Origin of the sequence: Haloarcula mannanilytica (genome assembly GCF_005406125.1) — an archaeon.
Lineage (GTDB): Archaea > Halobacteriota > Halobacteria > Halobacteriales > Haloarculaceae > Haloarcula > Haloarcula mannanilytica.
In genome coordinates this window covers 165,416-181,423 of the sequence record NZ_BIXZ01000001.1, presented here as the reverse complement: position 1 = coordinate 181,423, position 16,008 = coordinate 165,416, and the positions used below count along the sequence as shown (strand labels likewise).

The 16,008-nt window shown below is 63.2% G+C and carries 14 protein-coding genes; 5 read left to right on the top strand and 9 right to left on the bottom strand.

Going from position 1 to position 16,008, the window contains the following annotated elements; genetic code table 11:
• Positions 1-23: 23 nt before the first annotated feature.
• From Harman_RS00815 to Harman_RS00795, 5 genes are read left to right on the top strand one after another with little or no spacing between them, the layout of a single operon-like run.
• Positions 24-1,232, top strand: a complete 1,209-nt coding sequence (locus tag Harman_RS00815; protein WP_137681932.1) for an extracellular solute-binding protein — start codon at positions 24-26, stop codon at positions 1,230-1,232.
• A 1-nt stretch (position 1,233) separates the two neighbouring features.
• On the top strand, positions 1,234-2,856 hold the full coding sequence (locus Harman_RS00810; RefSeq protein ID WP_137681931.1) for an ABC transporter permease: 1,623 nt from the start codon (positions 1,234-1,236) through the stop codon (positions 2,854-2,856).
• Entirely contained in the window at positions 2,856-3,986 is a 1,131-nt protein-coding gene (locus Harman_RS00805) for an ABC transporter ATP-binding protein (protein WP_137681930.1), read from the top strand. The genes Harman_RS00810 and Harman_RS00805 overlap by 1 nt, the downstream gene beginning before the upstream one ends.
• Entirely contained in the window at positions 3,983-5,989 is a 2,007-nt protein-coding gene (locus tag Harman_RS00800) for an ArnT family glycosyltransferase (protein ID WP_137681929.1), read from the top strand. Before Harman_RS00805 ends, Harman_RS00800 begins: the two co-directional genes overlap by 4 nt.
• A 9-nt stretch (positions 5,990-5,998) precedes the next feature.
• Positions 5,999-6,583, top strand: a complete 585-nt coding sequence (locus Harman_RS00795; RefSeq protein WP_137681928.1) for a gluconate 2-dehydrogenase subunit 3 family protein — start codon at positions 5,999-6,001, stop codon at positions 6,581-6,583.
• A 27-nt stretch (positions 6,584-6,610) separates the two neighbouring features.
• On the opposite strand, the gene Harman_RS00790 is transcribed toward Harman_RS00795, so the two are convergent.
• The 9 genes from Harman_RS00790 to Harman_RS00750 all read right to left on the bottom strand — a co-directional run bounded on the left by Harman_RS00790 (position 6,611) and on the right by Harman_RS00750 (position 16,007).
• Entirely contained in the window at positions 6,611-7,324 is a 714-nt protein-coding gene (locus Harman_RS00790) for a dolichyl-phosphate hexose transferase (protein ID WP_137681927.1), read from the bottom strand.
• Positions 7,325-7,373: 49 nt separating this feature from the next.
• The gene (locus Harman_RS00785) at positions 7,374-8,147 is read right to left on the bottom strand and encodes a helix-turn-helix transcriptional regulator (protein WP_137681926.1); all 774 of its coding nucleotides are present in this window, start codon (positions 8,145-8,147) and stop codon (positions 7,374-7,376) included.
• A gap of 347 nt (positions 8,148-8,494) precedes the next feature.
• A complete protein-coding gene (gene trmB / locus Harman_RS00780) occupies positions 8,495-9,547 on the bottom strand; it encodes an HTH-type sugar sensing transcriptional regulator TrmB (RefSeq protein WP_137681925.1) in 1,053 nt (350 codons plus the stop codon).
• Positions 9,548-9,724: 177 nt separating this feature from the next.
• The gene (locus tag Harman_RS00775; RefSeq protein WP_137681924.1) at positions 9,725-11,107 is read right to left on the bottom strand and encodes an ABC transporter substrate-binding protein; all 1,383 of its coding nucleotides are present in this window, start codon (positions 11,105-11,107) and stop codon (positions 9,725-9,727) included.
• 275 nt (positions 11,108-11,382) lie between these two features.
• The gene (locus Harman_RS00770) at positions 11,383-12,447 is read right to left on the bottom strand and encodes a glucose 1-dehydrogenase (protein ID WP_137681923.1); all 1,065 of its coding nucleotides are present in this window, start codon (positions 12,445-12,447) and stop codon (positions 11,383-11,385) included.
• Positions 12,448-12,488: 41 nt separating this feature from the next.
• Positions 12,489-13,565, bottom strand: a complete 1,077-nt coding sequence (locus Harman_RS00765) for a Gfo/Idh/MocA family protein (RefSeq protein ID WP_137681922.1) — start codon at positions 13,563-13,565, stop codon at positions 12,489-12,491.
• A 29-nt stretch (positions 13,566-13,594) separates the two neighbouring features.
• The gene (locus Harman_RS00760; RefSeq protein ID WP_137681921.1) at positions 13,595-13,798 is read right to left on the bottom strand and encodes a hypothetical protein; all 204 of its coding nucleotides are present in this window, start codon (positions 13,796-13,798) and stop codon (positions 13,595-13,597) included.
• 2 nt (positions 13,799-13,800) lie between these two features.
• Positions 13,801-14,997, bottom strand: a complete 1,197-nt coding sequence (locus tag Harman_RS00755; protein ID WP_137681920.1) for an ABC transporter ATP-binding protein — start codon at positions 14,995-14,997, stop codon at positions 13,801-13,803.
• Positions 14,998-15,002: 5 nt separating this feature from the next.
• Complete coding sequence (locus tag Harman_RS00750; protein ID WP_137681919.1) at positions 15,003-16,007, bottom strand: carbohydrate ABC transporter permease; 1,005 nt, start codon at positions 16,005-16,007, stop codon at positions 15,003-15,005.
• Position 16,008 lies beyond the last annotated feature (1 nt).

The window sequence follows — 16,008 nt, the reverse complement described above, 5'->3', positions numbered from 1 at the left end:
TTTAGGCAACCCTAAATCAAATAATGAGTGATTCTAACGATACGACGGGACGTAACGTGACGCAGTCGCGACGGCGTTTCCTCGCGCTCGGTAGCACTACTGCCGCAACAGCGATTGCCGGCTGTTCCGGCCTTCTCGGTGGTAGCGATGGCGGTGACGGGGGAAGCGATGGTGGAAGCGGTACCGGGACCGGAACCGGCGGGATTTCCCTCTCGGACTTCCGGGGCTCCGGCCCGCTGGTGGCACAGCGTGACGCCCCCGGCGGCACTTCCATCGAGGAGTTGCCGGATCTCAGCGGCGAACTGACGCTGTATCTCGGCGGTGGTGAGGGCGGACTGTATCTCGATCTCATCAACCTGTTCGAACAGCTGTATCCGGATTTCACGGCGAACCACCGCCTCGAAGCCTCCAGCGACCTCGCGAACACGATCATCGAGGAGAACGAGGCCGGTGCGAGTCCCGCCGACGTGTTCATGTCCATCGACGCTGGCTCCCTCGGCGCGGTGGCAAACGCCGGCGCGACTGCGAGCCTGCCCGAGGAATCCCTCTCGACAGTTCCCGAGGCCTACCAGGACAGCGAGGGCCGCTGGGTGGGCATCGCCGGTCGCGCCCGAGCGATACCGTACAACACGAACCAGATCTCCGAATCGGATATTCCGTCGACGGTTCAGGAGTTCCCCGAGACGGCCGCGCTCGAAAACAGCATGGGCTGGGCCCCGAGCTACGGCGCGTTCCAGTCCTTTATCACGGCGATGCGGCTCATCCGCGATGACGACGAGACGCGGTCGTGGCTCCAGTCGATGCAGGACCACGGCATCGAAACCTACGCCGACGAGTTCCGTGTCTCCAACGCCGCCGCCGACGGCGAACTGACTGCCGGCTTCGCCAACCACTACTACACCCTCCGAGTCCAGTCCGCGCGCGAGAACGCCCCCATCGGTCTCGCATTCACCGAGGGCGACGCCGGGGCGCTCGTCAACGTCTCGGGCCTCGAAATCATCAACGGGACCGACAACGCGGAACTGGCCGCGAACTTCGTCCGGCACGTCCTCTCGGCGGAGGCCCAGGAGTTCTTCGCCACGCGGACGTTCGCGTATCCGATGATCCCTGGTGTCGAACCGGTCGGCGACCTGCCGCGCATCGACGAGCTGAACCCGCCGGACATCAACCTGACGGAGCTGGCCGACGTGGCCGGGACCGTCGACCTGCTACGGGACGCCGGCGTCCTCTAACATGGGTACGAAAGACCGCTACGAGCGGCTTCGGGAGCAGGCGACGAGCTCGCAACGAGACTCGTCTCCGCACACGCTGCTCGCAGTGGTCTCACTAGCGATTTCGCTGCTGTTGCTGTCACCACTGGTGTGGCTGTTCCTCCGAGCGGGCGAGATCGAGTTCCCGCGAGCAGTCGAACTCCTGACCAGCGAGACGACCGTCTCGGTGACGCTGAACACGCTGGCGCTGGTGACTGGCGTCACCGCCGCGTCGATTCTCATCGGCGTTCCGCTGGCGATTCTCACCGTCCAGACCGACCTGCCGTTCAAGCGGTTCTGGACGATTACGTCCGCACTGCCGCTGGTCGTCCCGAGCTACATCGGGGCCTTCGCCTTCGTCTCGGCGTTCGGGCCTCGGGGCGAACTCGCGGATCTGCTCGCGCCGCTCGGTATCGAACAGATTCCGGAGATATACGGCCTCCACGGCGCGATACTCGTGCTGACGCTGTTTACGTACCCGTACGTGTTTTTGACTACGCGCGCGTCCCTGCTGTCGTTCGACGGTACCGTCGTCGAGGCCGCCCGGACGCTGAACCATACACGCTGGGAGGCGTTTCGCCGCGTCACGCTACCACAGATTGCACCGGGTATTGCCGCCGGCGCGCTGTTGGTGGCGCTGTACACGCTCTCTGACTTCGGGACGCCGGCGATTATGCAGTACGACGTGTTCACGCGGATGATCTACAACGAGTTCGGCGCTCGACGGCTGGACTACGCCTCCGTGCTCTCGATGCTGTTGCTCGTGATGGCGCTTGGCATCCTCGCTGTCGAATCGCGCATCAGCGCCGGCCGCGACGGGGCCTACGTCAGTAGCGGATCGCGTCGCCCCGGCCTCATCAGGCTCGGCTACTGGAAGGGGCCGGCGCTGCTGTTTTGCGGTGCCATCGCGTCGCTGTGTCTGGTGCTTCCGGTCGGCATTCTGCTTCAGTGGCTCCTCCGCTCCGGGACGGGGTACAGCGGCGGCGGCTTCACGTTCGAGGCGTCCTACGCCTGGAACTCGGTCGGGCTGGCCGCCGCCGCGGCCGCCATCTGCGTCGTGGCGGCGCTCCCGATTGCGTACCTCGCCGCACGCGGGACCACAAGGGCCTCGTCACTGCCCGAGCGGGCCACATACATCGGGTACGCCGTCCCCGGTGTCGTCCTCGGGCTCGCGCTGGTGTACCTGGGACTCCGGTACGTCCCCTTCCTGTATCAGAGCGTCATCCTGCTGGTGTTCGCCTACGTGGTTCGGTTCCTCCCGCAGGCCGTCGGGACGACCGAGTCATCGATTCTCCAGGTGGACCCGCAGTACATCGAGGCGGCGCGCTCGTTGGGTTATCGCCCGCTCTCGGCGTTCCGCAAAGTTGTCTTGCCGCTCGTCGCGCCGGGCATCGCCGCCGGAGCCGCGCTGGTGTTCCTGACGACGATGAAGGAATTGCCGGCAACGCTGATGTTACGCCCGACGGGCTTCGAAACATTCGTCACGTACATCTGGCTCGTTCAGGGTGCCGGCTACTATGGACAGGCTGCGGTCCCGGCCCTCGTGCTCGTGGCCCTTTCCGGGCTCTCCATGCTGGTCATTCTTCGACGGGAGGACACAAGCTAATGTCTCGACAAACACGCACACAGCAAACAGCGGACTTCGACGACGTGGACGCAGCGGTAGCGAACCCGGACCGGACGGTCCTGAAACTGGACGACGTATCCAAGGACTACGGTCACGAAGTCGCCGTCGAAAACCTCTCGCTCGATGTGAAAGACGGTGAACTGCTGACCCTACTCGGGCCATCGGGCTGTGGGAAGACCACGACCCTCCGGATGATCGCCGGGCTTGAACGCCCTTCTGACGGACAGATATCCATCGCTGACGAGGTCATCGCCGACGGGTCCTCGTTCCGGAAGCCCGAGGAGCGAAACGTCGGCATCGTGTTCCAAGACTACGCCCTGTTCCCGCATCTCACTGTCGCCGAGAACATCGCCTTCGGCCTAACGGAGATGGATGAGGACACCGTCGCGGAGCGGGTCGATGAACTGCTCGAACTGGTCGATCTTGAGTCCCATCACGACAAGATGCCGAGCCAGCTGTCGGGCGGCCAACAGCAACGCGTCGCGCTCGCGCGCTCGCTGGCCCCGGAGCCGGACGTGCTCCTGCTCGACGAGCCGTTCTCGAATCTGGACGTGCGCCTGCGCGTCGAGATGCGCGAGGAGGTGCGCAAGATCCTCAAGCGGGCCGGCGTCACCGCCATCTCCGTGACCCACGACCAGGAGGAGGCGCTGTCGATAAGCGACCGCGTCGCCATCATGAACGACGGGACCATCGCACAGGTCGGGGACCCTGCCGAGGTGTTCGAGAACCCCGAAAGTCGGTTCGTGGCCAGTTTCCTCGGACAGGCGAGTTTCCTCTCGGCACGCGTGACCGACGACTCCATCGAGACTGGGCTGGGTTCGTTCGACAGAGACTTGCTGAACGGCCCGGTTGAGGCGTATGAGGGGGCGATGGTCGACGTGTTAGTCCGTCCGGACGACCTGCAGGCGATGCCGACAAACGAGTCCAAAGCCGACGGCTACGTCGTCCACCGCCAGTACAACGGCCCGTCGTTCGTCTACCGGGTCGAACTCCACAGCGGCGACGTTGTCCATTGCATGCACAACCACGTCGAGACGTTCGAGCCGGGCCAGCCAGTCGAAGTTGACCTGGTCGCCGACCACGACCTGGCCTGGTATCCGACGGAATGAACCGACTGCGCCGGCCGGGAGTACAGGCGGGACTGGTAGCACTGCTGGGCGGGCTCGCCGTCTTCGCACTCGCCCACGTCGTCTTTCCCCATCATACCACCAACCACGACGAGGGCGTCTACCTCCAGCAGGCCGCAATGCTGCTTGAGGGGCACCTGTTCATGTACCCGCCGGTCGAGGAGTCGTTCCGGCCGTGGTTTTTCGTGGCCGACGGCGAACGGCTGTATCCGAAGTACGCGCCGGTGCCGGCGGCGATGTTCGCCGTCGGGAAACTGCTTGGGGGGTACCGGATCGCGCTTGGGCTGATTTCGACCGGCGTGCTGGCGCTGACGTACCACACAGTCCGCGAGGCCTTCGACGCTCGAACGGGCGTCGTGGCGACTCTCCTCATGTTCGGGTCGCCGCTGTTTCTCATCGAGGCCTCGGTGTTTCTCTCGTATATGCCGGCGACACTCTGGAACCTCGGCTTCGCCGCGGCGTATCTCCACGCCGACCGGACCGGGAGTCGAAAGACAGCGGCCGGTGCCGGGCTCTCGATCGGTATCGCCTTCTTCGCGCGGCCGTACACGGCGGTCCTGTTTGCGACGCCGTTCATCGTCCACGCGCTGTGGAGGCTCCGGACGCGTGACCCGGCGCGGTTCAAACGCCTGTCAGTGACTGCCGTTGGCGGACTCACCGGCGTCGCCGCGACGCTCGCGTACAACCGCGTCGTCACCGGCTCCGCGCTGCTGTTTCCGTACGAAGTGTTCGCCCCGCAGGACGGGCCGGGCTTTGGCCACCGGGAGATTCTGGGCTACTCGCGTGAGTTCACGCCGGCGATGTCGCTTGACGCGAACACCGAACTCCTCTGGAAACTTCTCACCCAGTGGGTCGTCGCCGGCCCGCTGGGGACAGTCGCCGCGGCTGTCGGACTCGGGGCGGTCGCGCGCCGCGGCATCGACGGTCGGCAGGCGGCCCTTGCCGGTGTCCTCCTGACGGTGCCCCTCGGCAACGGCTACTTCTGGGGCACCGTGAACATGCTCGGGGACCTCTCAGACCCGACCGACGGCCTGGTCTCCTTCCTGGGGCCGTTCTACCACCTCGACATGCTCGTCCCGCTGACTGCCTTCGGGGCCGTCGGCGTCATTGCCGTCTCACGGCGGCTACACCAGCTTATCACCGAGCGGGTCAGCGCTGACCGAGTCCGCCCGGCCCTGCTTGCGGTAGCACTGTGTGGCGCAGCGCTGGGCGGCAGCGCGGCCGTCACGACGGCTGCCGAGCCGGTCTCGGACAATTACCAGGTCACCCAGCAGTTAGAACGAGCCTACGAACCCTTCGAGGAACGGGACCTCGACAACACTCTCGTCTTGCTCCCGACACCCTATGGCGACTGGCTCAACCACCCGTTCCAGTCGGTGCGCAACGACCCCGACTTCGACGGCGACACCGTCTACGCGATGCAACACCGACAGTTCGAAGTAATCGACGCCTACCCCGACCGGAACTACTACCGCTACGTGTTCCGCGGCGAGTGGGTCCCGTATCTGGGGCTGCCCGTCGAGCCGCGACTCCAGCCGGTGTCGGTCGCCGAAGGCGAGACGGTCCGGACCGACGTGTCGGCGTCGGTCCCGGAACAGGCCGCGCTGGTCTCGATACGGCTCACAAGCGAGGGCGAGAACGACTACGCGACCGTCACCGGGACCGACACGCTAGATTTGCAGCTCTCGACCGACCGGGACCGGACGCGGCTCACCGGCGACGGTGTCGAGGACCAAGTCAGCGTGCCAACACCGGAGGACGATCAGATCACCCTGATCATGTTTGTCGACTACGGGACCGGCGCGGGGTTCGAATACCGGGCGGAACTACCGGTCGACCGGACGGACGAGGGCGTTCGAACGCTGACGCCGCGGCTCGAAGTCTGCCGGGACCAGCGCCGCTGTGGCGGCGAAGCGGCGTACGTCCCGGGTACGCACCGCGATGGAATCGGGATGAACGCGACAACCACAGTCCAAGATACTTGATATTCACCGATGACCGACTACGAACTCACCAGACGCGACGCGTTGAAGGCACTCGGGGCAGCGGGCGTCACCGTCGCCGGCGGCGCAGCCGCGCTCACCTGGGACCGACCAGAAAGCGACTCTGACACTGCCGAACCGACCGAAAACGATGACGCCACCGAACCGACCTTCGGCGAACACGAGCGCGAGACCTACCGCGCTGTCGCCAGTATCGTTTACCCGAGCGAAGTGACCGGTATTCAGGAGTTCGTCGACGGCTACCTCGCCGGGCGCACCGAGGCAGACCCCGAGCGGGCCACCGACATGGCGGCCGCTGTCGCGGATCTGGATGCCTACACCCGGGAGTGGGAGGACACCGACTTCGTGGCTGTCGATGCTGCGACACAGGAAGAAACACTGCGGGGAATGGGCGTCCACACCTCCGATCCGGACCCACACGGCGACCCCCGGCACCGCGTGCGCTACTACCTTGTTAATGACCTCCTGTTTGCGCTGTACAGTTCGCCGACCGGCGGCGAACTCGTCGGTATCGAGAATCCGCAGGGCTACCCCGGCGGGACGAGTAGCTATCAGCAGCCGCCGAGTGACCGGTAGGGCGATTGGCGTTCGAGCGCGGACAGTCTACCGGAACCGTTCTTCGAGCGCGACGCGAACGATGGATTTGGCGATGGCGGCCCCGCCCGAGAACGGGTCGAGCTTCGTCTCGCCTTTCCGCTCGTCGTACTCGATGGGGCGCTCTCGAACGTCGTAACCGCGCATCAGCGGCCGCATGAGCAGTTCCGCTGAGAGGCCGGTGTTCTCGGTCCACTTGATCTTCTGGAGGACCTCACGGCGGTATGCGCGCATCCCCGTGGTCGTGTCGTGGACCCGCTTGCCCATGAGCGCGCTCGCAAGCAAGGCGAACAGCTCGTTGCCCAGTTTGTTCATCGCCGGCATCTGCTCGGCCCCGTAGTACAGACGGTCGCCGCTGACGACATCGCCCCCGTCGTTTATCTCATCGAGGAAGTCAGGCAGGCGCTCCATCGGATACGTGTCGTCACAGTCCGTCGTCACAACGACCGGACGGTCCGGGGTCAGTACCGCTTCGCGGACTGCGACGCCGTATCCCTGTGGCTCCTGTTCGATGACTGTCGCCCCGTGTTCACGGGCGATCTCCGGCGTCCGGTCGCTGGACCCGTCAACGCAAACGACTTCGGCCCGCCCGTCGGTCACCGTTTCGATGTCCTCAAGGACGGTTCCGATCGCTTCTTTCTCGTTGTACGTCCCCATGACGACCGCGAGGTCGTCGAACGTGTAGTCGGTCGGTTCGGCGGTCTGTGAGCCCTGAATAGCCATTGCTCATGGGTCAGTACCCACGGTTCTTGAATGTTTAGGTTTGCCAAAATCAGAGGGCGTCGAGATACGTTTCTATCGGGGTTGCATCCGTCCAGAGCCGCGCAAACAGATCGTTGGCCCACGAAATCGCGGCATCCGTTTCGGAGACGATCTTCGCCGACGGCCAGTCGCCGTCTATCTCTGGGAGTGTCAGAATCATCCAGTCCTCGGCGACGGCAAGCGCATACGGAACTGCCGTGACGCGGATCTCCGTCTCCGTATACCGGTCTACGTCCACCGACACCGTCTCCGAGTTTCGCATTTCGTCGATCACGGCGTGGCTCAACAGCAGCCGTGAGTCTGGGGTGTCGGGCATCGCCGCCTCGTACTCGGGGTGATACACAGGCGAGACCACGTCACAACGCGGGACGCTCTCGACGCGGGTGACGACTTCGCGGACGGGTCGGTTGATATCGGTCTGTGTGCCCCGGACAACCGTGTAGTCGTCAATTTCCGGAAGCCTGAGCCGGAACGGCTCCGGAAGGACCGACGTGTCGTGGTGTTCCCAGTACCGGGTGTCGACAGCTATGAGGTCTTCGAGGAGTTCCTGGCGGTGAATCGTATCCGCGACGAGGCGGCCCGTACCCGTGAGCCGCCAGCCGTCGTCCATCGAGGTGACCAGGCCGCGCCCCTCGAGGTTCGAGAGGGCATCATAGATCGCAGACTCACTCGCGTCGAGTGCCGATAACAGCTCGTCGGTGGGCTTATCGGCGGGACACAGCGCGATGATGAGATCTGTCCGAACGGACGACGTTCGGACGTATTGGATAAGCTCTACACCCATGGTGTCCCCATACGGTATAGCTCCGATTTCACACACATATCAGTTTCCATTTGTATTGGAATACTCTGCGGTAGCTGAACTATTCCGCTGCAGAACGGATATTATTGCACGCAATGTGTCCATCTTTTTTACAACGCACGACGGAGTCACCATTGCTGTCCACAATACGACCACGTCCCCGCTGAACGCGATAGTGTACGTTGGTCATGTGGAACCACAGCATTCGGGTCCCCGGCGATATCGTGCCTCTGACATAAATCGCCGGCCCGAAGGGTCATGCAATCGCCGTGGGTTGCCCGCCCACGGTACTCATTGTCTCCGCTGTCGACTCGTCCCGACCTGACCGATCAGTTCGCCGGCGGTTCGTCCGTCCCGATACGGATCTCGTAGGCCTCAATGTCCTCGAAAGCAGCCACCTGACCTCCGACCTCGACCGGCCCCTCTGCTGTCTGGACGACCATTGTCGCGACCTCGCGGTTCGAACTGAACGACGCCTGATCCACTTTCCCCTCGATGACCCGGTGGTCGCCCGTCTCTACGTCCCGGCCCTCGATGGTCGCGTAGAACTCCCCGTCCAGCGTCGTCAGGTCGGAGATACACCGCCTGATCGTCCCGTAGCGGCGCGGGAACGGCAGTCCCTCTCCGTCACTCGCAATGGTCTCGGCGGTCGTCCACAGCACCGTGTTGAGGAACCCGGACACCAGGAACCCGAGTTCTGAGCGGTTGAAGATGACGCCGTACCGGTCCGTGTCGCCGCGAACGCTCTCGCGGGTCGCATACATCGAGTAGTTCCCGTCCGCGACGGCGACGACCGGTGTCGTGATCCCACGACGAGCCTTCACCGTGGTCGCGATGGACTGGTAATCGAACCGGGAGGGGTCGGGTGCCTCCACGCCCGGCGAAATGAGGATCTCGATAGCGATCCCTGACCCTTTGCGCTTTGCGAGCCGATCCTCGAACCGCTCTAACAGCGCGGGCGTCAGCGACAGCGTCAGTTCGTACTCGGCCGTCTCGATGATGTCTTCGAGGTACCTGAGTATCGTCGGCCGGGATTTGACGAGCGAGACGGCTTCGGGTTCCCGTGCGGGGGCCGTATAACGCGATGAGAGGTCCTCCACGAGGTCATCAAGCGAGTCCTGAATCCCCTCGAAGGCTTCTCGGGGGTCAATAGCCAGGACCTTCATCGGGCGGGACTCCTTGAGTTCCACGAGGCCTACGTCGCTGAGGCTCCGTACCGTATCGTACACCCGTGGCTGAGGAATATCCGTGTTCTCTGATATCTCCGACGCTGTCAACTCGCCGTGTTGGAGCACGGCCAGGTAGGCAGCAATCTCGTACTCGCCGAGATTGAACCGCGCAATCACCTGTTCGAGCGATGCTTCCAAGTCGTCACTGGACATATGGGGGGGTTTGCGAGTCGGCTACTAAGAACTTCGGCACTCTATTCATGAGACAATTTCAGGACCATTCATGTGACTATATGGTATTTCTCTGTCTCCCATCAGAGCAGGCGCTTACCTGCCGATGACTCCGACCGTTCGAGTCACCACGGTGAAAAAACGACGCTGGTCGGGACGTTACTGGTAGGCGCTAGCCATCTGCGAGACGACGTTCGACGGCTCGTTGCCGGAGTTCAGCGACGAGATAGCGGACTCAAGCGAGGACAGCACGGACGGCGGCGCGGCCAGACCGTGTGCGACAGACGGCGGCTGGGCCTCGCTGTCCTGGAAGTCCGAAATCTGGTCCTGGGAGAAGTCGTTGAACGGCTCGGTGTTCACGTCGGTCCGTGGCGGAATCGACCCCTTCTTCGGGTTGAAGATCTCCTGTGCCTCCGTCGTCCCGGCGAACTGACACCACAGCGTGGTCGCTTCCGGCGACGGGTTGTTGACCGGATACGGGAACGAGTCCATGTTCAGCGCGTAGTAGCCCTCGGTACCCGGGAAGGCCACGTGGTCCCACTCCTCGCCGTACGTGAGGTCGTTCGTGAGGTACGTTCCGGCCGCCCAGTCGCCCTGGTGGAGGAACGCCGCCTCGCCGTTGATGACCTGGTTGTTGGCCTCGGTCCAGGAAATCGATCCGGCGTCGCTCGGGATGTAGTCGAGGTAGGACTGCGTGGTCTCGACTGCCGACTCCAGCGCGTCGCTGTTGGCCTCGACCTCGCCGTCGACGAAGATGGCGCTGTAGGTCTCGGCGTCCGTTTCGCCGAGGAGGACCGTCGCGAACATCTGGAAGCTGGACCACGGCGACCCGGTCTGGTGAGCCATTCCGGTGTAGCCGGCCTCGTCGACCGTCTGCAGCGCGTCGACCACGTCGCTCGGCGTTTCGAGCGATGTCGGGTCGACCCCGGCGTCCTCGACGACCTCGACGTTGTAGAAGAGGTTGTTAATCCGGTGGATGTTGAGCGGGACCGTCACGTAGTTCCCGGCAGGCTGGGCCGCATCCTTGACACCCTGAAGGTAGGCGTCCTCCATGCTGTTCTCGGACCACACGGAGTCACCGATGTCCTTGAGGAGGTTCGCATCGGTAAAGGGGAGCAGGTTGTTGCCGGGCCAGGCCTGCCACGTGCTCGGGTGGTTGCCGTTTTGCACCCGTGTCCGGATATTTGCCTGCAGGTTCTCACCCGCACCACCGGCGATGAGGTTCTCGTCGAACGGGATGTCCGGGTGTTGCTCCTTGAAGGCGTCCATTACGGACTGAATCGCTTCCAGACCGTCGCCCTCTCCCCACCAGTGGGCGACCTCAAGTGTGTTGTACTGCGTCCCGCTGTCCGTGCTGCCGTCACTGCCGTCGCCACTGCTGCCGTCAGTGCCGTCACCGCCGCTGCCGTCACTGCCGTCGCCGCTGCTGCCGTCACCGCCGTCACTCCCACCGCAGCCAGCGAGTGAAGCCGCACCTGCAGCACCAGCAATCCGAAGAGCGTTACGTCGCGTCAACCGTCTATTTGAATTGTCTTCAGTCATGGTTGCACCAATACCTCATAATTCCTTATTGAAGATTCCTACTTAATACTTCTGTATAGCGAAAATCAGCATTTGACATTCGGGTTACCCCCGGAAAATCACCTATATCCCGCGTTTTCGCGGGTTTCAGCGCTCAAATAAATTAATAGCATGTGAGTAAATATCTTGCAAATTCATGTCTGTTTCTTTAAATATTAGCAGTAAACTACTGCGTAGAGAGATCATAACCGGTCTATATCGCCGGGAAAAAGCTCGGGCGCGGAGGCCCACGGCGCTTACAGCGAATCGAACTCGACGACAGCCTTTATTTGGTCGTCTCCGTCCTCGAAAGCCGCCTCGACGTGTTCCGGGTCGGTGACCGTCGTCACCAGATCATCGAGCAGCCACTCCGGAATCTCCTGGAGCGTCTCGACGGCGTCCTCGAAGTGCGAGACATGTGAGTTGACCGTCCCGATGAGACACTTGTTGTGCAGGACGATATCGTTGTGCAGCGAGCCGCCATCGACCTCGAACTCCCATGGCTCCGGAATCCCCAGCAACACGCCGACCCCGTTCTGGTCGAGCGCCTTCACGGTCTGGAAGGCATGCGGGGCGAACCCGGTCGCCTCGTAGATGTAGTCCATCGCCTCATGAGCCTCCGGGAGTTCGTCAACCGGCGTCTCGCGGGAGTCGACATACGTACTGCCGATTTCGTCGATGATGTCGACCGTCGGGTCGGGTCGGTCCCGCCGGCCGACACAGTAGGTCCGGTCGTACTCCTGGTCGAGCATCCACAGCGTCAGCAGTCCGAGCGAGCCGTTGCCCAGCACGCAGGCCGATTCCGGCCGCCAGTCAAACGGCTCACGGGTCGCATACGCGTGCTCGTTGGCTTTCTCGGTAATAGAGAGCGGTTCGACGAGGAAGCCGTACTCCGCAACCGACTCGGGGACGGGAACAAGGAAATCAGCCGGCGACGTGAAATACTCCGCCATGAAGCCGTGGTCGCCGACGATACCCCGCTCCGTATACTCCCCGTCCGGAGCCATATCTGGCTCGCCCCGCCGAAAGTACTCGTTCGTTTCCCCGTTCGGTTTCCGTCGGACGGTCGGTGCGACGACCTGCCCCGCCTCGAGCCCCGTGCCATTGGGCTCTTCGACGACGCCGACCGCCTCGTGTCCGAGAACCATGTGGTCCGCCCCGTCGGGAAACCCGCCGTGGGACCCGCTCAGGACCTCGTGGTCTGTGCCGTCAACACCAACGCGGAGCGTCCGGACGAGTGCCTCGCCCGGGTCAGGCGACGGTCGCTCCCGCTCCAGGAGCTGTGGGCCGTCCTCGCCCCGCGTAACACCAATCACTTTCATGCGCAGGCGGAGAGTGAGAACACTGGGGATTAAGTCTTTCCTCAAATATTCGACTCGCCGAGGCTGACCGCCGCGCCAGTCTCGCTGGCGCGGTAAATCGCGTCCATTACCCGCTGGACCCGAAGCGCCTGTTCGACGGTGTTCTCCGACGGCGGCGTGCCGTCCCTGACAGCGGAGACGAACCGTGCCTGCTCCCGGCGTTGCGGGTCCGTTCGCTGTGTCTCGATGTCGGTCGTCCGGTGGTGCATCTGACCGGTGTTTGCCGTCTCGAACAGCGTCAGCGACTGGTCCGCGAGATCGAGTTTTGCGCCCGCCTCCGTCCCACGGACGTAGTACTCCTGGCTGTCCGGCCGGTTCGTCGCCCACGCGACCTCCAGAGAAATCGTCGTGCCGTCCCCACAGCGGATGAAGGCGCTCGCGGAGTCGTCGACGCTGAACTCGGCTGCACCGTGGTCCTCGCCCCACATCTGGACGTACGCGTACTCCTCGTCGACGCCGAACTGTGCGCGGGTGTCGCCCGACACTTCGACGACCTCCGGATGGTCGGCGACGTGGAGCGCCAGGTCGATGGCGTGGGCCCCGATGTCAATGAGCGAACCGCCGCCGGCCACGTCCTTGCGCGTGAACCACGACCCGCGTCCGGGGACGCCGCGACGCCTGATGTAGTTCGCTTCGATGTGAGAAACCTCTCCCATGTCGCCCGCGTCGCGGTAGCCCACCAGCGCCTGGACCGGATCGGCGAACCGCTTGTGGAAGCCGACCATACAGAACCCCTCAGCCGATTCGGCGGCCGCGGCGATCCGTTCGGCGCTGTCCAGCGTGTGCGCCAGCGGTTTCTCGACGAGTACGTCGAGACCCGCCTCAAGCGCTGCAACGACGTACTGCTCGTGATACCGGTTCGGCGTGGTCACCAACACGGCATCGACCGTCTCGAACATCGCTGCCGCCTCTTCGTACACTGCCGCATCATGCGCTTCGGCGAACCGCTTGCGGGCATCGGCATCGACATCGACACCTGCCGCTATCGAAACCGGCTGGTCGAGCTGTTTGAGGTTGGTACAGTGAATCTCTGCGATATTTCCCAGGCCGATGATACCGAGCTGTATCGTCTCAGTCATGTGTATCGAAGGCTGCACCCAGCGTTGGGTTAATACAACTGCTTTTCGCGCTCGTCACGTTCGTCGTCCTGTTCTTGCTTGGCCTTCTCACGGCGGCGGCCGCGCCGGTACTGGATGATACCCGGGACGATCTTGTTTTTCAGGTCCAGGATAAACGACGCGATCCCGTAGGCCCAGAAGAAAAACAGCACGAGCATCCCGCTCCAGTACACCATTGCGAGGTGGCTACTCATGGTCAGTCGTCGCTTTCCACTTCGCTACCGGAGGCCGAGCTGTCTGTCTCGTACGGGATGAGGTCGTGGACGATTGCCTCGCCGGTGGCCGAGTCAAACAGGTGGACGTTCCGCCGGTCGATGACGACCTCTATCTCCTCGTCTTCTTCGAGGTCCGAATCGGGGTCGATGCTCATCAGCAACTGGTCGTTCGTCGCCAGTTCCTGGGACATCGACGTTTCACCGTCGCCGAGCAGCAAGTAGGCGAATATCTCGTCGCCCATCGGTTCGAGGATGTCGGTCGTCGCCGCGATCTGTCCCGACGGGTCGGGAACTTCGTCCCGAAGCTCACCGGGATAGATGTCTTCGGGGCGGATGCCGAGCGTCACCTCGTCGCCGGCGCTGACATCATCGACGGACGAGGGGTTGAACTCAAGCGAGAAGTTCGGCGTCTCTATGGCTGTCTCGGTGACAGTCCCCTCAACGAAGTTCATCGACGGGGAGCCGATGAACCCGGCGACGAAGAGGTTATCGGGCTCGTTGTAACAGGTCAGCGGCGGGTCGATCTGCTGGAGCTGGCCCGAATCGAGGACGGCGATCCGGTCGGACAGCGTCATCGCCTCCTCCTGGTCGTGGGTCACGTAGATGATGGTCGTGTCCAGTTCCTTGTGCAGGCGCTGAAGTTCCGTTCGCATGTGGACCTTGAGCTTGGCGTCAAGGTTAGCCAGTGGCTCGTCCATCAGGAACACGTCGGGTTCGCGCACGATTGCGCGGGCGATAGCGACACGCTGGCGCTGCCCGCCGGACATCTCCTCGGGCATCCGGTTGAGCATCCCCTCTAGCTGGACGATGTCCGCGGCCCGCTCGACGCGGCGGTCGATCTCGTCTTGCGGGTAGTCCCGCAGTCGGAGGCCAAAGGAGATGTTGTCGTACACGTCCATGTGCGGGAACAGCGCGATGTTCTGGAACACCATCGCGATGCCCCGGTCCTTCGGCGGGAGGTTCGTCACCTCCCGGTCGCCGATGTAAATCTCGCCCTCTGTCGGGATGGTGAGACCAGCAATGGTCTCCATCGTCGTCGACTTCCCACAGCCCGAGGGACCGACGAAGCAGATGAATTCGCCGTGGGCGATATCGAGGTTCATGTCGTCGACCGCGGTGACTACGTCACCCTGGTCGTCGTAGCGTTTCGTCACGTGTTTGAGTTGTACTCGTGCCATTGTTGTTACTCTTTGAGTGCACCCGATGTAAGTCCACTGACAATCCGTTCCTGTGCGACGACCACGAGGATGACGACGGGGAGGACCCCGACGACGCTCGCGGCCGCCATGAGATTAAACTGCGTGGTGTACTGGGTCTGGTAGCTGAGTATCCCGCCGACCAGCGGCGACCAGTTCTCGGCCGACGGCGACAGGGCCATGAGCGAACTGAAGAAGTACTCGTTGTACACCGAGATGAAGGTGAGCACGGCCGCAGTCGCGACGCCGGGTGCCGACAGCGGCATGATGACCCGGAACAGCGCGCCGAGCCGTGTGGTCCCTTCGACCCTGGCAGCGTCCTCCAGCCCGTCAGGGATCTGGGCGTAGAACGTCGTCAGGATGAACACCGCAAGCGGGAGGAACAGCCCGCTGAACGGAATTACCATCGACCCGGGAGTGTTCAGCAGACGCGGCGCGGTAAACAGCGGAATCTGCGTGAACGGAATCACAATCGGTTCGTTACCGGCGAACGCCTCGAACAGCGGGATGAGGAACGCCGCCGGCGGGAAGTAGCTCACCGCGAGGATACCCAGCATCAACAGCGCCCGTCCCGGGAAGTCCAGCCGACCGAAGACGTACCCCGAGAGGCTCGCGACGAAGAGCACGATGATCGTCGTCGTGATCGCCAGCACGAAGCTGTTGAGCACGAACAGGTGGAACGGGATCTGTTCGAAGATGGTGATGAACGACCCGGGAGCAAACCCCTTCCGGGGCACCGGCAGCGGGAACGTCATCCCCGCACCGAACAGGTCGATCTCCGGCAGGAAGCTCCCGGACAGCAGGTTCTGTCGTGGCGTGACCGCGAGCACGAGCAGCCAGTAGAACGGGAACAGCGTCGTCACGACGAAAAACGCCATCGCGACGTAGAACAGCGCCCGGTACACCCGCTGTGGGTCCTTGATAGCTCGCTTCGTCCACCGTTCTAGCGGTCCGCCCTCGCTGTCGTCGAGTTGCTCTGTTGGCGTTGCCATG